We start from the raw sequence: 22,553 nt of genomic DNA on the forward strand, positions 1-22,553 counted from the left end.
TTCCTCCCAGGGATTGTCGGACGGCGAATCGATCGCCGGCATTACTTCGGCGGCAGCTTCAGGGTCTGGCCCGGGAAGATCTTGTCCGGGTCATCCAGTACATCGCGGTTGGCTTCGAAGATCTTCTTCCAGGCGTTGGCATCGCCCAGATGCTGCTTGGCGATCTTCGACAGCGAATCACCCTTCTGCACGGTGTAGGTCTCGCCACCCACCACGTCGGCGGTACTGTCCACCGAGGCACTGACGCCGGAGAAGTCCGCCTTGGGGACCTGCTGGGCGGTACTGTCGACGCTGCCACTCACGCCGGAGAAATCGGCCTTCTTCTCGGTACTCATCCACACACTCCCGTCTGTATGACTACATGGCTGGCACGGTGTCATAGAGGTTGTTAAATGGGGATGGTGCCGATGTGAAGCCGCCACCGGGGCCGGCTGAACAATCGGGGCGGAACGCCGCCGCTGCGCTCGCCGGGCATGGCCCGGCGCTACCGGTAACCGCCTGCGGCGGTTATTGGCGCAGCTCGCGGTAGGTCGCGGCCGGGGCGGCGATACCGGGGCTGGCACGCCAGGGATTGATGTCCAGGCCGCCGCGACGGGTATAGCGGGCCTCCACTTCCAGCCACTGCGGGTGGCAGCGCGCGGACACCTCGCTGAAGATCCGCTCAACGCACTGCTCGTGGAACTCGGCGTGCTCGCGGTAGCTGACCAGATAGCGCAGCAGGCCGGCGCGGTCGATCTTCGGGCCGCGGTAACGCAGGCTGACCGTGGCCCAGTCCGGCTGGCCGGTGACCGGGCAGTTGGACTTCAGCAGGGCCGAGACCAGGGTCTCCTCCACCACCTCGCCCGCATCGGCCACCAGGAAGTCCGCCTGCGGCGGGCCGTAGCAGTCGATCTCCAGGTCCAGGCCGTCGATGGACTCGCCGAGCGGCGACTCACGCAGGCCCGGCAGGCCGAACTCGACCTGGACCGGCGCACCGGCGCAGCCCGACAGATCGGCGACGAGGCGCGCACGCAGGGCCTCGGCGCTGTCGATGCGGGTGCTGTTGAGGGAATTGAGGTACAGCTTGAACGACTTCGATTCGATCAGCCGCGGCGAGGTGCACGGCACCTGCACGGTGGCGACAGCGACCTGCGGCTTGCCACGCGGGTCGAGCCAGCTCAGCTCGAAGGCATGCCAGCGGTCATGACCGACGAACGGCAGCGCGGCATCATCGAGGCCGATCTCGGCGCGGGCGCCGCTGCGGGGGATGGGAAACAGCAGGCCGGGATCGTACTGCGACGGGTAACTGACCTCGCGACCGAGGCTGGAATCCTGTGGGGTGTTCATGCTGCTCATTGTATCGCGCGGAAGGCGGGCCTTCGGCCTGCGCGGCCAACGGCGGAGCCCCTCCGTGGTGGATGGGTTGGCTGGTCGCAGAAGGCGGTCTATCGGCGTGGCCGGGTGGGCAGGCGGGTCGGGGGACGCCGTAAACCCATCCCTGGGGGCTTGGCCGCGGCATCCATGCCGCGGACACCCCCGCCCCGCCTGCCCACCCGGCCCCTGACAGTTTCCTGCGCGCGGCCGCCACCACGGGAAAGATCAGGAGAATCAAAATCAAAAGCCGATCCTTCAGACGTTCATGACGTCCGCCGTGTCGACCAAGGTCGACACCTACCAACAGCCGCGTGAACCTGTCGGGGGTGGGGCGGTGTGGGCCTGCAGGACCGTTGGCGCCATGGATGGCGCCATCGAGCCCCCATGGATGGGTTTACGGCGTGTCCTGCAGGCCCACACCGCCCCGCCCAACCAGTAGAAATCCAGCACCGCTTTTGACGTTGACGTTGACGTTGATTCAAGCGGGTGCAGGGCTGCAAGCCCTGCCGGAAACCCTCACCCCGCAGGAGCACCAGCACCGTTCAAGTAATCCAGGCTCACCTGCAGCAGCGCACGGAAGCCGACATCCAACGCCTTCTCATCCAGCAGGAACTTCGGCGAATGGTTGGCCGGCGCTGTCGCCGGATCGATGCCGACACTGGTCGAACCGACGAAGAAGAACATGCCCGGCACTTCCTTCGCGTACAGCGAGAAGTCCTCCGCCCCCATCTGCAGCGGCGGCTCGTACACGTTGTCCTTGCCCACCACCGCCTGCAGGCTCGGCAGCATGCGTGCGGTCAGGGCCGGATCGTTCACCGTGGCCGGATTGCCTTCCGATTCGTAGATGTCGGTCACCGCCTTGGCGCCATGTGCCGCTGCAGTGTGCTCGGCGACATTGCGCAGATCGGCAAAGATCTGCTGGCGCATGCCTTCGTCGAAGGTGCGGATGGTGCCGACCATTTCCACTTCATCGGGAATGATGTTGTAGCGGATGCCGCCGTTGATGGCGCCGAAAGTCAGCACCGCCGGCTGCTTGGACAGGTTGGCGCGGCGGCTGACGATGGTCTGCGCCGTGCCGATCAGGTCGGCGGTGGCCACGATCGGGTCCACCCCGTTCCACGGCGCCGATCCGTGCGTCTGGCGGCCGATCACCTTGATGCCAAAGCGGTCGGACGCGGCCATCAGCGGGCCACCGCGCACCGCGATCTGGCCCGCCTGCACGCTGGAGAACACGTGCAGGCCGAACACCGCTTCAGGCTTGAAGTCGGCGAACAGGCCTTCCTTCAGCATCAGCGCGGCACCGCCCTCCTCCGGCGGCGGCGCGCCCTCCTCCGAAGGCTGGAAGATCAGCATCACCTGGCCCGGCAGGTCCTTCTTCATCGACACCAGCGCTTCGGCGACCCCAAGCAGGGTGGCGGTGTGCGCGTCATGGCCGCAGGCATGCATGACGCCTACGGTCTGGCCGCGGTACTGCGCGGTGGCCTTGGAGGCGAACGGCAGGCCGGTCTGTTCGGTCACCGGCAGCGCGTCCATGTCGGCGCGCAGGGCGATCTTCGGGCCGGGCCTGCCGCCTTCGATGATCGCCACCACGCCATGGTGGGCGATGCCGGTCCGCGGCTTCAGGCCCATCGCGCGCAGGCGCTTGGCGACCTCGGCGGCGGTGCGCTCCTCGCGGTTGGACAGCTCCGGGTGCTGATGGAAATCGCGCCGCCATTCCACCACCTTGGCCTGCATGCGCTGCGCGGCGAAGGCGACCTCCGGGCGCTGCGCGTCCTGGGCGTGGGCAAGGGCCGGCAGGGCCAGCAGCAGGGCGGACAGCAGCAACGAAGGACGCATCTCGATCTCCACGCAAGGGGGGCCTGCACCTGAATGTAGGGCAACGCCGCCGTTACGGGAACCTCCAGGCGCGCGCCCGGTCTTAGCGCCCGTCCCATCCGTCATGCAGGAAACCCGGTGGGCCACAGGTATGCTTTGCGCATTGCCACCCGGGGCGCTGCCCCGTCCAGCCCTCTTGGAGTCCTTGAATGTCACGTGTTTGGAAGATCGTGCTGCTGGTCGTGGCGGTGCTGGTGCTGGCCGTGGTCGGCCTGCGGGTACTCGGGGGTGGCAAGGACAAGGCCGCTGGCGCGGGCGCGGCGGCAGGCCGCGACGGTGAGGATCCCGCTGCCGGGCCGGTGCCGGTGACCGTGGTCGACGCGGTCCGCCAGGACGTTCCGGTCTATGCCAGCGCGCTGGGCACGGTGACGGCGATGAACACGGTCACGGTCAGCCCGCAGGTCGGCGGCCAGCTGATGAGCCTCAATTTCCGCGAAGGCCAGGAAGTGAAGCAGGGCGATGTGCTGGCGGTGATCGACCCGCGTACCGCCCAGGCCAGCTACGACCAGGCGGTGGCGTCCAAGCGCCAGAACGAGGCCCTGCTGGCCACCGCGCGCTCCAACTACCAGCGCTCCAATGCACCGGAGTACCGCCAGTTCGTCGCCAAAACCGATCTGGATACACAACGAAACCAGGTGGCACAGTACGAAAGCGCCGTGGCGGCCAACGAAGCCAGCATGCGCTCGGCACAGGTGCAGCTGCAGTACACCAAGGTCACCGCGCCGATCTCCGGCATCGCCGGCATCCGCGCGGTCGACGCCGGCAACGTGGTCAACGCCGGCACCGCGCTGGTCACCCTGACCCAGATCCACCCGATCCACGTGCTGTTCAACCTGCCCGAGCGCCAGCTCGGCGATGTCCGCCAGGCACAGGCTGCGGGCAGCGTGCCGGTGGCCGCGCTGGACCGCGCCGATTCGCATGTGCTGTCCGGCGACGGCAGGCTGGACGTGATCGACAACCTGATCAGCGCCGACAGCGGCACCTTCAAGGCACGTGCGATCTTCGACAACACCGACAACGGGCTGTGGCCGGGCCAGTTCGTCAATGTCCGCATGCAGCTGCGCACGATTGCCGGTGGCGTTGTGATTCCGACCCAGGCGGTGCTGCGCGGTCCGGACGGCGAATACGTCTACCTCGTGCAGGGCGACAACACGGTGAAGATGCAGACCGTGCGCAGCGGGGTGGAAGTGGGCGACAGCCAGGTGCAGATCGCCGAGGGCCTGAAGGGCGGCGAGCGCGTGGTCAGCGAAGGCCAGTTCCGGCTGAAGCCGGGCAGCAAGGTGACCGCGTTGAAGCCGGGCGAGACCCCGGCGGCCCCGACCGAGGCCGAACTGAAGGCCGCCGAACAGAAGAGTGGCGGCAGTGGTCGCCGTGGCGGTGGCCCGCGCTGAGCGCAGGCCAGCCCCTCTCCCCGCGCCGGCGATCCTGCCGGCGCTGCCATTGAAGTGCCAGCAAGGATCAGTCCGTGGGCTTTTCGACGATCTTCATCCGCCGCCCCATCGCCACCTCGCTGCTGATGGCGGGCCTGTTGCTGCTGGGCATCCTCGGTTACCGCAAGCTGCCGGTGTCGGCGCTGCCGGAAATCGATGCGCCCAGCCTGGTGGTGACCACCCAGTACCCGGGCGCCAATGCCACCACCATGGCCTCGCTGGTGACCACCCCGCTGGAGCGCCAGTTCGGACAGATCTCCGGGCTGGAGCTGATGACCTCCGATTCCTCGGCCGGGTTGTCGACGATCATCCTGCAGTTCTCGATGGACCGCGACATCGACATCGCCGCGCAGGACGTGCAGGCCGCCATCCGCCAGGCCACCCTGCCCTCGTCGCTGCCGTACCAGCCGGTCTACAACCGGGTGAACCCGGCCGATGCGGCCATCGTCACCCTGAAGCTGACCTCGGACACGCGCCCGCTGCGCGACGTCAACAACTACGCCGACTCGATCCTGGCCCAGCGCCTGTCGCAGGTGCAGGGCGTGGGCCTGGTCTCGATCGCCGGCAACGTGCGCCCGGCCGTGCGCATCCAGGTCAACCCGGCGCAGCTGTCGAACATCGGGCTGACCCTGGAAGAGCTGCGCAGTGCGCTCACCCAGGCCAACGTCAATGCACCCAAGGGCTCGCTGAACGGCAAGACCCAGTCCTACAGCATCGGCACCAACGACCAGCTGGCCAGCGCCGCCGAGTACCGCGACACCATCATCAGCTACAGGAACGGCCGCCCGGTGCGCCTGTCGGACGTGGCCGAGGTGGTGGACGGGGTGGAGAACGATCAGCTTGCCGCCTGGGCCGACGGCAAGCCGGCGGTGCTGCTGGAAGTCCGCCGCCAGCCCGGCGCCAACATCGTGCAGACGGTCGAGCGCATCCGCGCGCTGCTGCCGCAGCTGCAGGGCGTGCTGCCGGCCGATGTGCACCTGGAGATCTTCTCCGATCGCACCGAGACCATCCGTGCCTCGGTGCATGAAGTGCAGTTCACCCTGATCCTGACCATCGGCCTGGTGGTGGCGGTGATCTTCGTGTTCCTGCGCCGCTTCTGGGCCACGATCATTCCCTCGGTGGCGGTACCGCTGTCACTGGCCGGCACCTTCGCGGTGATGGCCTTTGCCGGCATGTCGCTGGACAACCTCTCGCTGATGGCGCTGGTGGTGGCCACCGGTTTCGTGGTCGACGATGCGATCGTGATGATCGAGAACATCGTGCGCTACATCGAACAGGGCAAGAGCGGCAAGGAAGCGGCCGAGATCGGTGCGCGCCAGATCGGCTTCACCGTGCTGTCGCTGACCGTTTCGCTGGTCGCGGTGTTCCTGCCGCTGCTGCTGATGCCTGGTGTCACCGGTCGCCTGTTCCACGAGTTCGCGTGGGTGCTGAGCATCGCGGTGGTGCTGTCGATGCTGATCTCGCTGACGCTGACGCCGATGATGTGCGCCTACCTGCTCAAGCCCGACGCGCTGCCCGAGGGCGAGGACGCGCACGAGCGCGCGGCGGCGGCCGGCAGGCAGAACCTGTGGACCCGCACCGTCGGCCTGTACGAGCGCAGCCTGGACTGGGTGCTGCGACACCAGCCGATCACCCTGGCCGTGGCGGCCGCGGCCCTCGTGCTGACGGTGCTGCTGTACGTGCTGATCCCCAAGGGCCTGCTGCCCGAACAGGACACCGGCCTGATCACCGCCGTGGTCCAGGCCGACCAGAACATCGCCTTCCCGCAGATGGAACAGCGCACCCAGCAGGTGGCCGAAGCCCTGCGCCAGGACCCGGACGTGACCGGCGTGTCGGCCTTCATCGGTGCCGGCAGCATGAACCCGACGCTCAACCAGGGCCAGCTGTCCATCGTGCTGAAGGAACGCAGCGACCGCGATGGGCTTGATGAGATCCTGCCGCGCCTGCAGAAATCCGTCGCCGGCATTCCGGGTGTGGCGCTGTACCTGAAACCGGTGCAGGACGTGACCCTGGACACCCGCGTGGCCGCCACCGAGTACCAGTACTCGCTGTCGGACGTGGACAGCGCGGAAGTCGCGCTGCAGGCCACGCGCCTGACCGAAGCGCTGCGCCAGCGCCCGGAACTGGCCGACGTCGACAACAACCTGTCCAACCAGGGCCGGGCGCTGCAGCTGGACATCGACCGCGACAAGGCCAGCGTACTGGGCGTGCCGATGCAGACCATCGACGACACGCTCTACGATGCCTTCGGCCAGCGCCAGATCTCGACCATCTTCACCGAACTCAACCAGTACCGGGTCGTGCTGGAAGTGGCGCCCGAGTTCCGCACCAGCACCGCATTGATGGAGCAGCTGGCGGTCGCCTCCAACGGTGCCGGCGCGCTGACCGGCACCAACGCCACCAGCTTCGGCCAGGTGACCTCCTCCAACTCGTCCACCGCCACCGGCATCGGCGCACAGAACACCGGCATCACCGTCGGCGCGGGCAGCATCATCCCGCTGTCGGCGCTGGCCGAAGGCACGGTCACCAGCGCGCCGCTGCTGGTCAGCCACCAGCAGCAGCTGCCGGCGGTCACCGTGTCCTTCAACGTCGCCGCCGGCTATTCGTTGTCCGACGCGGTCGAGGCGATCGAGCAGACCCGGGCCAGCCTGGACATGCCGGCCCACGTGCATGCGCAGTTCATCGGCAAGGCCGCCGAGTTCACCGGCAGCCAGACCGACGTGGTGTGGCTGCTGCTGGCCTCGCTGGTGGTGATCTACATCGTGCTGGGCGTGCTCTACGAGAGCTACATCCACCCGATCACGATCATCTCCACGCTGCCGCCGGCCGGTGTCGGCGCGCTGCTGGCGCTGATGCTGTGCGGGTTGAGCCTGTCGGTGGACGGCATCGTCGGCATCGTGCTGCTGATCGGCATCGTCAAGAAGAACGGCATCATGATGGTCGACTTCGCGATCGAGGCGCGTCGTGCTGGTGCCAATGCGCACGAAGCGATCCGCCGCGCCTGCCTGCTGCGCTTCCGCCCGATCATGATGACCACCGCCGCGGCCATGCTCGGCGCCCTGCCGCTGGCGCTGGGCACCGGCATCGGCTCGGAACTGCGCCGCCCGCTGGGCATCGCCATCGTCGGCGGCCTGCTGCTGTCGCAGCTGGTCACCCTGTACACCACGCCGGTGATCTACCTGTACATGGAGCGGTTCTCGGAGTGGCTGGCTCGCCGCCGCGAGCAGCGGGCGCTGCCCGACGGCGCATTGCAGGAGCCGCAGGCATGACCCCTGCCCCGCTGCAGGCGGCCGCACGATGAACCTGTCCGGCCCCTTCATCCGCCGCCCGATCGGCACCGCCCTGCTCGCCATCGGACTGTTCATGGTCGGGGTGATCTGCTACCTGCGGCTGGGCGTATCGGCGCTGCCGAACATCGAGATCCCGGTGATCTTCGTCCACGCCAGCCAGTCCGGTGCGGATGCCGCCACCATGGCGTCCACGGTGACCGCGCCGCTGGAGCGCCACCTCGGCCAGCTGCCGGGCATCGACCGCATGCGCTCATCGAGCTCGGAAGGCAGCTCGCTGGTGTTCATGATCTTCCAGACCGACCGCGATATCGATTCGGCGGCGCTGGATGTGCAGACCGCGATCAATTCGGCGCAGGCCGACCTGCCCTCGGGCATGGGGTCGCCGATGTACCAGAAGGCCAATCCGAACGACGATCCGGTGATCGCGATCGCACTGACCTCGCAGACCCAGTCCGCCGACGAGCTGTACAACGTGGCCGACTCGCTGCTGGCCCAGCGTATCCGCCAGATCGGCGGCGTCGCCTCGGTGGACATCGCCGGCGCCTCGACGCCGGCGGTACGCGTGGACGTCAACCTGCGCCTGATGAACGCACTCGGGCTGACCGCCGACGACCTGCGCAACGCCGTGCGCGCGGCCAACGTGACCTCACCCACCGGCTTCCTCAGCGACGGCAACACCACCACCGCGATCATCGCCAACGATTCGGTGGCCCGCGCGGCCGACTTCGCCGACCTGGTGGTCAAGACCCAGGGCGATGGCCGGGTGATCCGCCTGAAGGACATCGCCAACGTCTACGATGGCCAGCAGGACGCCTACCAGGCCGCGTGGTTCGACCACAAGCCGGCGGTGGTGATGTACGTGTTCACCCGCGCCGGCGCCAACATCGTGGAGACGGTGGACCGGGTCAAGGCACAGATTCCGGCGCTGCGCGATTACCTGCAGCCGGGCACCACGATGACGCCGTACTTCGACCGTACGCCGACCATCCGCTCGTCGCTGCACGAAGTGCAGATCACCCTGCTGATCAGCCTGGCGATGGTGGTGCTGACCATGGCGCTGTTCCTGCGCCGCCTGGCGCCGACGCTGATCGCCGCGGTCACCGTGCCGCTGTCGCTGGCCGGTGCCGCGCTGGTGATGTACGTGATGGGCTTCACCCTGAACAACCTGAGCCTGCTGGCACTGGTGATCGCGATCGGCTTCGTGGTCGACGATGCGATCGTGGTCATCGAGAACATCATGCGCCATCTCGATGAGGGCATGCCCCGCCTGCAGGCGGCCTTCACCGGCGCGCGCGAGATCGGCTTCACCATCGTCTCGATCACCGCCTCGCTGGTGGCGGTGTTCATCCCGCTGCTGTTCGCCAGCGGCATGATGGGTGCGTTCTTCCGCGAGTTCACCGTCACCCTGGTGGCGGCGATCGTGGTCTCGATGATCGTCTCGCTGACGCTGACACCGGCGCTGTGCAGCCGCTTCCTGAGCGCACATGATCACGCGGCTGCACCGTCGCGCTTCGGCCGCTGGCTCGATGCCGGGCACGAGCGCATGCTGCGTGTCTACACCGTGTTCCTCGACTTCTCGCTGCGCCACGCGCTGCTGCTGTCGCTCACCCCGCTGATCCTGATCGGCGTCACCATCTTCCTGTTCGGTGCGGTGAAGAAGGGCGCGTTCCCGCCACAGGACACCGGCCTGATCTGGGGCCGCGCCAATTCCAGCGCCACGGTGTCCTTCGAGGACATGGTCAGCCGCCAGCGCCGCATCACCGACATGCTGATGGCCGATCCGGCGGTGAAGACCGTGGGCGTGCGCCTGGGCAGCGGCCGCCAGGGCTCCAGCGCGCAGTTCAACGTCGAATTGAAGTCGCGCAAGGAAGGCCGGCGCGAAACCACCGCGCAGGCACTGGCACGGTTGAGCGCCAAGGCCGACCGCTACCCCGATCTGCAGCTGCGCTTGCGCGCGATCCAGGACCTGCCCAGCAATGATGGCGGTGGCAGCAGCCAGGGCGCGCAGTACCGCGTCTCGCTGCAGGGCAATGACCTGGCTGCGCTGCAGGAATGGCTGCCCAAGCTGCAGGCGGCGCTGAAGAAGAACCCGAAGCTGCGCGACGTCGGCACCGATGTCGACAACGCCGGGCTGCGCCAGAACATCGAGATCGACCGTGCCAAGGCGGCACGCCTGGGCATCTCGGTGGGTGCCATCGACGGCGCGCTGTACGGTGCCTTCGGCCAGCGCCAGATCTCCACCATCTACTCGGACATCAACCAGTACAGCGTGGTGGTCAACGCCCTGCCATCGCAGACCGCGACTCCGGCGGCGCTGGACGAGGTGTACGTGCGTGCGGGCAACGGCGACATGGTGCCGATCACTGCGGTGGCGCGTCAGGTCCCGGGCTTGGCGCCCTCGCAGATCACTCATGAGAACCAGTACACGACCATGGACCTGAGCTACAACCTCGCCCCCGGGGTCAGCATGGGCGAGGCCAAGGCCATCATCGACAGCACCGTGGCCGGCATGCGCATGCCCGGCGACATCCGCCTGGCCGATGATGCCGGCTTCGGGTTCAACTCCGACCCCAGCGACATGCTGATCCTGGTATTCGCGGCGATCCTGACCGTGTATCTGGTGCTGGGCATGCTGTACGAGAGCCTGATCCACCCGGTGACCATCCTGTCGACGCTGCCGGCGGCGGGCGTGGGCGCGTTGCTGGCCCTGTTCGGCACCGGCACCGAGCTGTCGGTGATCTCGATGATCGCGCTGGTGCTGCTGATCGGCATCGTCAAGAAGAACGCGATCATGATGATCGACTTCGCGCTGGTGGCGCAGCGCGAGCATGGCCTGGCCCCGCGCGAGGCCGCACGCGAAGCCAGCATCGTGCGCTTCCGTCCGATCATGATGACCACGATGGTGGCGATCCTGGCCGCGGTGCCGCTGGCGATCGGCCTGGGCGAAGGTTCGGAACTGCGCAGGCCGCTGGGCATCGCGATGATCGGCGGCCTGCTGTTCTCGCAGAGCCTGACCCTGCTCAGCACCCCGGCGTTGTACGTGATCTTCTCCTGCCTGGCCGACCGCTGGCGCGCGCGTCGCGCACGCCGACGCGAGGCCAGGCTGCTCAAGCGCGCGCAGCGGGCCTGATGCGATCCGCCGGGCATGGCCCGGCGCTACCAGGTGGGTGCGGACCGTTGGTCCGCACATCGTTGGGTTTGACGCGGCCTGGCGAAAAGAGAACAATTCGCATCCAGCCATGGTCCTGCGCCCCGTTGCGGCGCCCCGCTGCCCCTTGCCGGCACGCCTGCGTGATCCCAGCCACCGACCTTTCCCCCCATTGCATGGGTGGATGGCCCGTGGCCGTCCGCCGAGGATCCCGATCGATGCTGCCCACCCGTTCCCCCCGCCTGGCCGCGCTGGCCATTGCCCTGTCCGCGGCGTGCACCGCACACGCCGAAGCCCCGGCCGATACCCGCAGCGCCACCGACCTGGATGCAGTCAAGGTCATCGCCGAACGCACCCATACCGCCGCTGGCGCGCTGGGTGATCGCGCCCTGCGCGATACACCGTTCGCCATCACCGCGGTGGGCCGCGAACAGATCGAGCAGCGCCAGGTGGTCTCGCTGGGTGAAGCGTTCCTGCTGGACCCGTCGGTGACCACCCAGGTCAGCGCCTATGCCAGCGGCTGGAGCTCGCCGATCCGCAACCGCGGCATCGACCTGAACTACGACAGTTACCGGGTCAACGGCCTGCAGGTGTCATCGTGGGGCACCGAGTGGCCGCTGGAAGTGATGGAACAGGTCGATCTGCTGAAGGGCCCGGGTGGCTTCCTGTACGGCTTCGGCGCTCCCGGCGGCATCGTCAACTACATCACCAAGAAGCCCACCGAAACGCCGCTGTTCTCCGCGCAGCTCGGCTGGCGCGAACAGGGCATCGTCAGCGGCGGGGTCGATGCCGGCGGTCGTTTCGGCAACGAACAGATGTTCGGCTACCGCTTCAATGCCTTCCAGGAAAAGGGCGAAACCTTCAATGGCGGGCACATCGACCGCAAGGTCGGTGCACTGTCGCTGGATGCGCGCCTCAGCGATGCACTCACCTGGAGCGTCGATGGCGTGTTCCAGTCGCGCGACCTGCGCGAGGAATCGCCGCAGTACTACTTCCGCGACCTGACCTCGCCCCCCCGGCCGATCGCCGGCGATATCGACAACAGTGTGCCGGGGACCTACTACGACACCCGCTCCAGCCTGCTGTCGACCACGCTGGACTGGCAGATCAACAGTGACTGGAAAGCCAGCCTGAGCTATGGCGTCACCACCTCGTGGAACGACGTCAACAAGATCTTCGCCTATATCGACGATCCCAACGGCGACTATGACGTCAACGTCTACGAGCTGGGCGGCAAGAGCGAATGGAAGCTGGCCCAGGCCCTGCTGCAGGGCAGCTTCCGCACCGGCCCGCTGCGGCACCAGCTGGTGGCCGGGGTCAGCCACCAGACCGGGCTCGGCTGGGACCGCCCGTACGAGTGGAACCTGATCGGTCGCGCCAACCTCTACCAGCGCCATGCGATCCGCCACGATGCGGTCGGCTCGCGGGTGATGACCCGCGGCGATGAAACCGTGCAGCAGGCGGTGTTCGCCAGCGATACCGTCGATCTCGGCAGCGGCTGGTCGGTGCTGGCCGGCTGGCGCTACAACGACTTCGAAACCAAGGGCCGCTACCACACCTACCCGGTCACCCCGACCTATGCGCTGATGTTCAAGCCCAGCGAGGCGGTCACCCTTTACGCCAGCTACATCGAATCGCTGGAAGCCGGCAGCCGCGTCGGCAACAGCTACATCAATGCCGGCGACGTGCTGGACCCGACCATCAGCAAGCAGTACGAAATCGGTGCCAAGGTCGAGGCGGCGCGCTGGAACGCGAACCTGGCTGCCTTCCGGCTGGAGCGCGGCGCCAACATCGATGAGCTGACCGACGCCGGCAGGCGCCTGGTGCAGGATGGCATCACCCTGTATGAAGGTGTCGAGGCCAGTGCCGAGCTGCATCTGAGTGACGCGCTGAGCGTCGGCGGCGGCGTCACCTGGCTGGACCCGACCTACGACAAGCTGTCCCCGGCCAGTGCGGCGCAGGAAGGCAACCGCACCGCCGGCGCGGCGCGCTGGAGCGGTGTGCTGCATGCCACCTACCAGCTGCCGTGGGTGGATGGCCTGGAAACCTATGCCGCCGTGCGCTACTACGGCGATGTCTGGTACGACGCCGACAACACCCTCAAGCTGCCCGACTACACGCTGGTGAATGCGGGCATCGGCTATCGCCTGCTGGCCTCCGGGCACCCGGTGACCCTGCGTGCCAGCGTGGAGAACCTGGCCAACCGCAGGTACTGGTCCAACGCCGGTGTCGGCCTGCCACGCACCTTCGCGCTCAGCGTGCGTTTCGACATGTAACGGCCTCGGCAGCGCCGGGCCATGCCCGGCGGCTGCATGGCGCGGCGCTACCGGATTTCACCCGTGGCCCGTAATAATGGTGGCCGATCCTTTCGCCGAGCCTGCATGTCCGCACGCGAATCCCGCCTCAGCCGCCTGTGGGCGCACGAAAAGGCCAGCTATGGCCTGCGGGTGTTCATCGCCCTGACCGCGGCGCTGGCCGTGTGCTGGCATCTGGATGCGCTGACCGCATTGCCCGGCGTGTTCCTCGGCATCATCGCCAGCGCCATCGCCGAGACCGACGACAACGCGTGGGGCCGTACCAAGGCGGTCCTGCTGTCACTGCTGTGCTTCTGCATCGCAGCGGCCTCGGTGATCTGGCTGTTCCCCTGGCCGTGGATCTTCATCGCCGCGCTGGCGCTGTCCACCTTCGGCCTGACCCTGCTGGGCGCGCTGGGCGAGCGCTATGCCTCGATCGCCCAGGCCACGGTGACGCTGGCCATCTACACCATGATCGGCCTGGAGCAGCACGGCGCGCGCGATCTCCACAGCGCGCTGGATGCGGTCAGCCACCTGCTGGCCGGTGCCGTCTGGTACGGACTGCTGTCGATCCTGTGGACCGCACTGTTTGCCAACCGGCCGGTGCGCGAACGGGTCGCCCGCCTGTACGTGGAGCTGGGCCGCTACCTGCAGCTGAAGGCCGCGCTGTTTGAGCCGGTGCGTGAAGCCGACCTGCAGCGCCGCCAGCTGGACCTGGCCGAGCAGAACCGCCGCGTGGTCGGCGCACTGAACGAAGCAAAGGCGGCGATCCTGGCCCGTTTCGGCCGCTCCGGCCGGCCCGGGGTGAATTCCGGCCTGTACCTGCGCCTGTACTACATGGCACAGGATTTCCACGAACGCGCCAGTTCCTCCCACTATCCGTACGGCGCGCTGGTCGATGCGTTCTTCCACAGCGACGTCCTGTACCGCTGCCAGCGCCTGCTCGACCTGCAGGGGCAGGCCTGCGCACGACTGGGCGAAGCGATCCGCCTGCGCCGCCCGTTCGTCTACGGCGAGGCCAACCAGCAGGCCGGCCGCGACCTGGCCGATGCGCTGGGCTATCTGCGTGGCCAGCAGCGGCCGCAGTGGCAGCGCCTGCTCGGCTCGCTGGACCTGCTGGTGCACAACCTGCGCAGCATCGAGCGCCGCCTGCTGGACGCCGAACGTTCCGACGCCAGCCTGGACAACGTCGACACCCGCCTGCGCGACAGCAACCCGCACACGCTGCGCGAGATGGGCGTGCGCCTGCGCCAGCAGCTCACCCCGGGCTCGGTGCTGTTCCGCCACGGCCTGCGCATGGCACTGGCGCTGATCGCCGGCTTTGTTGCGATCCGCCTGTTCGATGCACAGAACGGCTCCTGGGTCCTGCTGACCATCGTGTTCGTGTGCCGGCCAAATTTCGGCGCCACCCGCCAGCGTCTGGCCCAGCGCATCGTCGGCACGCTGGCCGGCCTGGTGCTGACCTGGGCGCTGCTGCAGCTGTTCCCGCGGCTGGAAGTACAGCTGCTGATCGCGCTGCTGTCGGCCCTGCTGTTCTTCTTCACCCGCACCGACCGCTACCTGGTGGCATCGGCGGCGATCACGGTGATGGCACTGACCTGCTTCAACCTGATCGGCGACGGCTTCGTGCTGATCGTGCCGCGCATGGTCGATACGGTCCTGGGCTGCGCGATCGCCGCGGCGGCCGCCTTCCTGATCCTGCCGGACTGGCAGGGGCGGCAGCTGCACCGGGTGCTGGCGCGGGTGCTGGAGACCGCCGCGCGCTACCTGGAATCGGTGCTGGGCCAGTACCGCAGCGGCATGCGCGATGATCTGGCCTACCGCATCGCACGCCGCGACATGCACAACGCCGACGCGGCGCTGTCCACCGCGCTGTCGAACATGCTGCGCGAGCCCGGGCACGTGCGCCGCAACCTCGATGCCGGTTTCCACTTCCTGGCGCTGTCCAACACCCTGCTCGGCCACCTGTCTGCGCTTGGGGCACACCGTGACCAGGTGGACAGCTACGCCGGTGACCCGCTGGCGCTGGCCGCCGGCGAGCGCGTGCGCAGCGCCCTGCAGCAGCTGGCTGCCGCCCTTGCCGCGCAGCAGCCGGTGGCGGAGGACCACAACGATGCCGACCGTGCGGTCGCTGCGGAACTGGAACAGCTCGATGACAGCATGCCGCCCAAGCTGCAGCTGATCCGCACACAGATGGCGCTGGTGCTGCGGCTGTTGCCGAAGATTCGAGCGGCGGCCAATGGGGCGGTGCAGGGCCTGACCTGACCCCGGTGGCGCCGGGCCACGCCCGGCGAGTGCGCCGTTCCGTCGCGCGGAACCACCGCCGGGCATGGCCTGGCGCTACCGGCAACGCAACAGCGCGTTGCGCCACGCGCTGCATCCCGATCACACCGGCGGATCAATACTGGAACATCCCATGCCCCGGATGTCCCCCATGAAGATCGAACTCAGCGGTCGCACCGCGCTGGTCACCGCCTCCACCGCCGGCATCGGCCTGGCCATTGCCCAGGGCCTCGCGGTCGCCGGCGCACGCGTCATCCTCAACGACCGCAGCACCGGCAGCGTCGAGCGCGCACGCCAGCACCTGCTCGCCTCCGTACCGGGTGCCGACGTGCTCGGCATCGCCGCCGACCTCTCGGATGCCGCCGGTGTCGATACGCTGCTGGCCGGCCTGCCCAGGGTCGACATCCTGGTCAACAATGCCGGCATCTTCGGCCCGGAGGATTTCTTCGACACCGACGACGCCACCTGGGAACAGTACTGGCAGACCAACGTGATGTCCGGCGTGCGGCTGTCGCGCGCGCTGCTGCCGGCGATGGTCGACGCCGGCTGGGGCCGGGTGCTGTTCATCTCCTCCGAATCGGCACGCAACATTCCGGCCGACATGATCCACTACGGGGTCAGCAAGACCGCGCAGCTGTCGTTGTCGCGCGGCCTGGCCAAGCGCGTGGCCGGCAGCGGGGTCACTGTCAATGCGGTGCTGCCCGGCCCTACCCTGTCCGATGGCTTTGCCGCGATGTTCGAGGAGGAACGCGCGCGCTCCGGAAAGCCGCTGGAACAGATCGGCCGCGAGTTCGTGATGGCCCATCGCCCGGCCTCGGTCATCCAGCGTGCGGCAACGGTCGAGGAAGTGGCCAATATGGTGGTCTATCTCGCCTCGCCGCAGGCGTCGGCCACCTCCGGCGCCGCCCTGCGCGTGGATGGTGGCGTGGTCGACGATATCGTCTGAGGCGGAGGTGTGCGGACCAACGGTCCGCACCCGCCACGGTCCGCACCCACGGCGGATGGGCAGGAATGCTAGGCTGCGCCGGTCCAAGGAGGTTCCATGTCCGGTCACAACCAGTTCGCCCTGCTGCGCCAGCGCCGTTTCCTGCCGTTCTTCATCGTGCAGGGCCTGGGAGCCTTCAACGACAACGTCTACCGGCAGGCGATCATCGGCCTGCTGTTCTATCTCGGCGTTGCTGAAAGCGAGCGCACGCTCTACACCAACCTGGCACCGGCACTGTTCATCCTGCCGTACTTCCTGTTCTCCGCGCTGGCCGGCCAGGTGGCCGAGAAGCTGGAGAAATCACGGCTGATCGTCATCACCACCTCGATGGAGATCGTGATCATGTCGCTGGCGGCGGTGGGGTTCCTCACCGAGAGCCTGCCGGTGCTGCTGGTCGCGTTGTTCTGCACCGGCCTGCAATCCACGCTGTTCGGGCCGGTGAAGTACTCGGTGCTGCCCTCGGTGCTGCGGCCGGAAGAACTGACCGGTGGCAACGGCCTGGTCGAGATGGGCACCTCGATGTCGATCCTGACCGGCATGATCGTCGGCGGCCTGGTGTTCACCCTGGCCGGCACGCACGGCCCGATCGTCGCCGCCACCGCGGTCATTGCCCTGGCTGTCTGCGGCAACCTGGCCGCACGCATGATTCCCAAGGTCGATGCCGGCGCGCCGGACCTGAAGATCAACTGGAATCCGATCCCGGAATCGCTGGCCGTGCTGCGCATGGCGCGTCGGCAGAAGCCGGTGCGCAATGCCATCCTCGGCGTGTCCTGGTTCTGGTTCGTCGGCACCGTGCTGACCGCGCAGCTGCCGTCGTATGCCGTCACCCATCTGGGCGGCGAACCAACCCTGTACATCTTCGCGCTGGCGCTGTTCTCGGTGGGCACCGGCGTCGGTTCGCTGCTGTGCGAGAAGCTGTCGGCGCGCACCGTCGAGATCGGCCTGGTGCCGCTGGGCGCGTTCGGCATGACCGCATTCCTGCTCGACCTGTACTTCGCACGCGCCGGTGAAGCCACCGCGCAGGGCCTGTCGGTCGGCCAGTTCGTGCACCAGGCCGGCAGCGTGCGCATCATCATCGACCTGCTCGGCATCGGCCTGTTCACCGGCTTCTTCGTGGTGCCGCTGTTCGCGTTGATCCAGAGCCGCACGCCGAAATCGGAGATGTCGCGGGTGTTCGCCGCGCTCAACATCCAGAACTCCGGCTTCATCGTTGCCGCTGCCGTGCTGGGCCTGCTTGCGCAGCGCCTGCTGGGCTGGAGCATTCCGCAGCTGTTCCTGGCGTTGGCCATCGCCAATGCGCTGGTGGCGATCTACATCTTCACCATCGTCCCCGAATTCCTGATGCGCTTCCTCAGCTGGGTGATGGTGCGCACGCTGTACCGCCTGCGACCGCAGGGCATTGAAGACAACGTGCCCGACGAGGGCGCTGCGCTGCTGGTCTGCAACCACGTCAGCTACATGGATGCGCTGATCCTGTCGGCGACGATCCCGCGCCCGGTCCGCTTCGTCATGTACTACAAGATCTTCAACATCCCGGTGATGCGCTGGATCTTCCGCACGGCCAAGGCGATTCCGATTGCGGGTGCGCGCGAGGACCCCGCGTTGATGCAGCGCGCGTTCGATGAGATCGATGCGGCGCTGGCCGAAGGCGAGCTGGTATGCATCTTCCCCGAGGGCGCGCTTACCCGCGATGGGCAGATCGCCCCGTTCAAGTCCGGGGTCGAGAAGATCCTGGAGCGCCGCCCGGTGCCGGTGGTGCCGATGGCACTGCGCGGCATGTGGTCGAGCATGTGGAGCCGGCGCGACACCCGGCTGGGCCGCATGCGCGTGCCGCGGCGCTTCCGGGCCACGATCGAGGTGGTCGCCGGCCCCGGCGTGGAGGGCCGCAGCACCGACGCGGCGCGCCTGGAAGCACAGGTCCGGGCGCTGCGCGGCGACCACGCCTGAGGGCCTTGCGCGCGTTCAAAAGGTGCACGTAGACTCGGCGGAGGCCACGGAAGCGGCCTGGCATCCATCACAGGGACGGCATCAATGGACTGCAGGGTAGATTTCACCCGGGGGATCGAACAGCACCTGCTCTCGCCTGGCGGCTCGCTGGCGGGCTGCATCGGCATGCTGCGGCGGGAGGAGCTGATCGCGTGGATGCGCAGCTGCATCCTTGAAGAACTCTGCGGCCACGGGCAACCCAGTCAGGAAGCGTTCGCCGTCACCCTGGCGCAGGGCCCTTCGTGGCAGTTGAAGGTGGTCCAGCAATCGATCAATACGCGGTTCCTGTACACGCAGCCGTTCGAACTGATTGTCATGCCGTTGAACGGCGCCCTGACAGTGGATGCCTATCAGATCGACCGCCCTCCGGCACTGGCCGAAGGGAGCCGGATCCAGCATCAGGGGCGCAGCGTGCTTGAACCGGGAACTGCCCTGCTCTGCGGTGCATCCGGCACTGTCCACGATCTGCGCATCCAGCAGCCCACGCTGGTGGCCAAGCTGATCGGCGCGGTACGCGAGCCGCTGCAATGGATGATCGACCGCGGGAGCGGCGAGGTCATCCAGGCCATTTCATCCAGCCCGGTGCACTCCGAGCTGGAGATCATGGCCCGCACGCTGGGCGCGCTGCGCGACGGCGGCGCCGACACCCTGGCCAGTCTTGCCACCCATGAGAGTCATTTCGTGCGCTGGTCCGCAATCCAGGCGATGGGCCGTGTCGACGCACAGCAAGCGCTGCAGCTGCTCGATCACGCCCGCACCGATGCGCACCCACAGATCCGGCAAAGCGCCAGCAGCGTGCTGGCCCGCCATGCACAGGCGCGTTCCTGATGGCCATCACACCGCAGCTTTCTGCCGACATCACGCCGCTCGGCCTGGAGGAATTCATCGCCCTGGCGCGCAGGCAGGTGGATGTGAACGAGCCGGAGAGCGCCCTGCAGCTGGCCGATGCGCTGGCCGGCCTGGCCCTGCACCCACACCTGATGCGCGATGCGATCCAGAAACAGGTAAACGCCTTCCTGCAGGGAAACCGCCAGGTCAGCTACACCCCGCAGTCGATCATCCTCGGCGGTACCGAGCACTTCTACGTCCGTGCCAACATCTGGACACCGCCCCGGCTGGCCGGCGCGATCCGCGAGCAGGAAGAGCGGATCTTCTCCTACAACCTGGCGCACGACCACAACTTCGCATTCCTTACTGCGGGCTGTTTCGGTTCCGGTTACCGCACCGAGATCTTCGACTATGACCCCACCCAGGTGGTGGGCTACGTCGGTGAACGCGTCGAACTCACCCCCCTCGAGGAAACCACGCTGCCCAAGGGCAAGGTGATGTTCTACCGGGAACGTCGCGACATCCACATACAGCACGCGCCGGCGGAACTGTCGATTTCGTTGAACCTGATGCTGCTGTCACCGCGCAGCCAGCATACCGAGCAGTACTTCTTCGACACCACCCAGGGCGTGATCTCCGGCATTCCGGAAGCCGCCTACGTGTATCGCCGGGCGTCCCTCGCTGCGCTGCTCGGCGCAGTGGGCGACGAACACGCGCTGCCCACCCTGCATGGGCTGCTGGACGAGCATTCCAACCGGCGCGTGAGGGTCTCGGCGCTGCAGGCCATACATCAGCTGCAACAGCGGGCCAATCAGCGCTGCGACACTGCAGAGCGCTTCGTCGACGACAGCGATCCGCTGATGGCGATGGCCGCGCGCAGTCTTCACGACGGAGCCGCGCTGGATGCCGGCCTGGACCTGGCCAGCGCTGCGGACCTCTACAAGCGCGATTGAAGCGCATGCCCCCGGGCGCCGATACCTCTCGGCGGCGCCTGTCTTTCTTCCCGAGAGGCTTTCATCCAAAAGGACTGCGAATGAACAACGAACTGCTGCTGGAAATCGAAGACCTGCCGACCACTGTCGCTCCGACCGGCGTGTCCGACGGTGTGATCGGGCTGTTCCAGATCCTGCTGCTGTGGCCGCAGGAAGCCAACTGAGTCATTCCCCAGCGGCCGGGCGCCTGCCCGGCCGCTGCTGGCGGGGGGGTGCGATGGACGACCGGTGTCTGGGGTGCCAAGATTGCGCGCACCCTCATTCAAGGAAAGACCCATGAGCACCCCGCAACCGCCGCAGGCCCATAGCGGCGCGATCCCGACCTACATGACGCCGTCGATCATCCTGACGGTCGCCTCCTTCATCGTCTGCTGCCTGTCGTGCGTCAGCATCCTCGGCATCGGCACCGGCATCGTGGCCATCGTCTTCGCCAACAAGACCAGCAAGGCGCTGACCCTGGGCGACATCGCCGCAGCCCAGGCCGCATCGCGCACCGCGAAGATCTGGATGTGGGTCACCGCCGGCCTGCTCATCCTGGGTCTGCTGGTCTGGATCATCTCGCTGGCGACCATGGGCGTGGACGGCTACATGATGCAGCTGCAGCAGTTCCAGCAGCAGCTGGAAAACAGCAGGTAATGCGCTCGTTCCAGCTCCCCCGCTGGAGCTGGCTCGCGTTGCCGCCGGCGCTTGCAATCGCCGGCGGCGGCGCGTGGTTGCTGTACCGGATCGACCCGAACGGCACCGACAGCCCGTTCCCGCCCTGCGCCTTCCGCGCGGTGACCGGTTTCTACTGCGTCGGCTGCGGCGGTACCCGCTGCGCGCATGCACTGCTGCACGGGGACCTGGCAACCGCGTGGTCGATGAATCCGCTGCTGGTCATCCTGGTCGCACTGCTGCCCTTTGTGGCGGCATGGTGGATGGGCTATCGGCCGCGCTGGCTGCAGCCACTGATGCAGCTGCTGCAGAAACCGGCGTTCTGGCTGACCCTGCTGCCCCTGTTCTGGATTGCCCGCAACCTGCCATGGCCACCCTTCACGTCGCTGGCGCCGCTCTAGCGGCCTTGGTCACCGGGTGCCGCAGAGCACGCTGCGTCCACGCACGGGGTTGATCTGCTGATCGTCACCGCAGTACTGCAAGGCTGCAGGGCGGCACGCTCCCTGCCGGCAAGCTCAGGTCACCCAGCCGGCAATCACCAGCAGCGCCAGCACCGCCAGCCACAGCAGCAGCATCCGCCACACCAGGCTCATCGCGTCGCGCAGGTCCGGCAGCCGCTGCCATACCGGCAACAGGCCTGCCTCGGTGTAGTCATGCGCATCCTCGCGCAACTCGGCGTTGACGCTGGCCCGTGCCACCGCGCCGAGGAAGCCGATGCCGCCGGCCAGCTGTTCCCCGTGGGCCTGCCGCCACGCCTTCCAGGCCGTGTCGAAGTTGCCGACCAGCGCCATCGAGAACGCCATCAGCTGCGCCACCGGCCATTCGATCCAGCCCAGCAGCCGCTGCGCCAGCGCCAACGGCTCCACCGGCACGCGCGCGCGCATCGGGCTCTCGGCCATCAGCGCCAGCAGCCGGTACCCCAGCGCACCCACCGGGCCCAGCAGCAGGAACCAGAACAGCACCGCGAACCAACGGCGCAGCGCGTTGAACACGGTCGCCTCGACCAGCGAGGGGATGTCGTCACGCAGGCTGCCGCCGGCCGCCTGCAGGTTGCGCACGGCGGCCTGCCGTGTCGCTGCATCGTCGGCGTCGATGACCGCTTCGATATCACGGTCGAGGTCACGCGGCCCCCAGCACCAGGCCAGCACCGCAACGCCCAGCAGCAGACCCGGCAGCCCGAACAGTACCCCCCGCAGCGCCCACGCCAGCAGGCCCAGCACCAGCAGCGGCGGCACGATCGCCAGCGCTACGCCGGCGGGCCCCTGCCAGACACGGCCACCGTGCGCGTCCAGCCAGCCCAGCCAACGCCGGAAGCCGTCGAAACGGCGCAGCGATGCTGCAGCGGCCGGGGCGACATGGCCCAAGGCCAGTGCCACCAGCACGGCAACCAGGGTGGTGAACATGGCAGGTCTCCGGGGAAAACAAGCGTTCGGCG

The 22,553-nt window shown here is 67.7% G+C and carries 16 protein-coding genes; 12 read left to right on the forward strand and 4 right to left on the reverse strand.

All coding sequences use genetic code 11. The features are described 5' to 3' along the window. Positions 1–41: 41 nt before the first annotated feature. From Q5Z10_RS19470 to Q5Z10_RS19480, 3 genes are all read right to left on the reverse strand, one after another. A complete protein-coding gene (locus Q5Z10_RS19470) occupies positions 42–335 on the reverse strand; it encodes a LysM peptidoglycan-binding domain-containing protein (protein WP_303636993.1) in 294 nt (97 codons plus the stop codon). A gap of 172 nt (positions 336–507) precedes the next feature. Next, a complete protein-coding gene (gene queF, locus Q5Z10_RS19475; protein ID WP_303636994.1) occupies positions 508–1,326 on the reverse strand; it encodes an NADPH-dependent 7-cyano-7-deazaguanine reductase QueF in 819 nt (272 codons plus the stop codon). Between the two features lie 543 nt (positions 1,327–1,869). Further along, on the reverse strand, positions 1,870–3,189 hold the full coding sequence (locus tag Q5Z10_RS19480; protein ID WP_303636995.1) for a M20 family metallopeptidase: 1,320 nt from the start codon (positions 3,187–3,189) through the stop codon (positions 1,870–1,872). Between the two features lie 188 nt (positions 3,190–3,377). Here Q5Z10_RS19480 and Q5Z10_RS19485 point away from each other — a divergent pair, with 188 nt between their 5' ends. The 12 genes from Q5Z10_RS19485 (at position 3,378) to Q5Z10_RS19540 (ending at position 21,519) form a co-directional block, all read left to right on the forward strand. Continuing rightward, a complete protein-coding gene (locus Q5Z10_RS19485) occupies positions 3,378–4,619 on the forward strand; it encodes an efflux RND transporter periplasmic adaptor subunit (protein WP_303636996.1) in 1,242 nt (413 codons plus the stop codon). 74 nt (positions 4,620–4,693) lie between these two features. Further along, positions 4,694–7,927 (forward strand): efflux RND transporter permease subunit, encoded by a 3,234-nt coding sequence (locus Q5Z10_RS19490; RefSeq protein WP_303636997.1) that lies wholly within the window; start codon positions 4,694–4,696, stop codon positions 7,925–7,927. 28 nt (positions 7,928–7,955) lie between these two features. Beyond that, on the forward strand, positions 7,956–11,078 hold the full coding sequence (locus Q5Z10_RS19495; protein WP_303636998.1) for an efflux RND transporter permease subunit: 3,123 nt from the start codon (positions 7,956–7,958) through the stop codon (positions 11,076–11,078). Between the two features lie 236 nt (positions 11,079–11,314). Continuing rightward, entirely contained in the window at positions 11,315–13,372 is a 2,058-nt protein-coding gene (locus tag Q5Z10_RS19500; RefSeq protein WP_303636999.1) for a TonB-dependent siderophore receptor, read from the forward strand. A 105-nt stretch (positions 13,373–13,477) separates the two neighbouring features. Further along, entirely contained in the window at positions 13,478–15,655 is a 2,178-nt protein-coding gene (gene yccS / locus Q5Z10_RS19505; RefSeq protein WP_303637000.1) for a YccS family putative transporter, read from the forward strand. 169 nt (positions 15,656–15,824) lie between these two features. Next, positions 15,825–16,619, forward strand: a complete 795-nt coding sequence (locus Q5Z10_RS19510) for an SDR family NAD(P)-dependent oxidoreductase (RefSeq protein ID WP_303637001.1) — start codon at positions 15,825–15,827, stop codon at positions 16,617–16,619. A 96-nt stretch (positions 16,620–16,715) separates the two neighbouring features. After that, positions 16,716–18,605 (forward strand): MFS transporter, encoded by a 1,890-nt coding sequence (locus Q5Z10_RS19515; protein ID WP_303637002.1) that lies wholly within the window; start codon positions 16,716–16,718, stop codon positions 18,603–18,605. A gap of 84 nt (positions 18,606–18,689) precedes the next feature. Next, positions 18,690–19,472: a HEAT repeat domain-containing protein gene (locus Q5Z10_RS19520; RefSeq protein WP_303637003.1), complete on the forward strand. Its 783-nt coding sequence runs from the start codon at positions 18,690–18,692 to the stop codon at positions 19,470–19,472. Continuing rightward, positions 19,472–20,425, forward strand: coding sequence for a HEAT repeat domain-containing protein (locus tag Q5Z10_RS19525; RefSeq protein ID WP_303637004.1), 954 nt, complete (start codon positions 19,472–19,474; stop codon positions 20,423–20,425). The genes Q5Z10_RS19520 and Q5Z10_RS19525 overlap by 1 nt, the downstream gene beginning before the upstream one ends. Positions 20,426–20,505: 80 nt before the next feature. Further along, positions 20,506–20,628: a hypothetical protein gene (locus Q5Z10_RS19530; protein ID WP_303637005.1), complete on the forward strand. Its 123-nt coding sequence runs from the start codon at positions 20,506–20,508 to the stop codon at positions 20,626–20,628. Positions 20,629–20,740: 112 nt separating this feature from the next. After that, positions 20,741–21,100, forward strand: coding sequence for a CD225/dispanin family protein (locus Q5Z10_RS19535; protein WP_303637006.1), 360 nt, complete (start codon positions 20,741–20,743; stop codon positions 21,098–21,100). Further along, the gene (locus tag Q5Z10_RS19540) at positions 21,100–21,519 is read left to right on the forward strand and encodes a DUF2752 domain-containing protein (protein WP_303637007.1); all 420 of its coding nucleotides are present in this window, start codon (positions 21,100–21,102) and stop codon (positions 21,517–21,519) included. Before Q5Z10_RS19535 ends, Q5Z10_RS19540 begins: the two co-directional genes overlap by 1 nt. A gap of 114 nt (positions 21,520–21,633) precedes the next feature. On the opposite strand, the gene ampE is transcribed toward Q5Z10_RS19540, so the two are convergent. After that, positions 21,634–22,521, reverse strand: coding sequence for a regulatory signaling modulator protein AmpE (gene ampE / locus Q5Z10_RS19545; RefSeq protein WP_303637008.1), 888 nt, complete (start codon positions 22,519–22,521; stop codon positions 21,634–21,636). Positions 22,522–22,553: the final 32 nt, after the last annotated feature.

This window comes from Stenotrophomonas sp. 704A1 (assembly GCF_030549525.1).
GTDB lineage: Bacteria > Pseudomonadota > Gammaproteobacteria > Xanthomonadales > Xanthomonadaceae > Stenotrophomonas > Stenotrophomonas tuberculopleuritidis.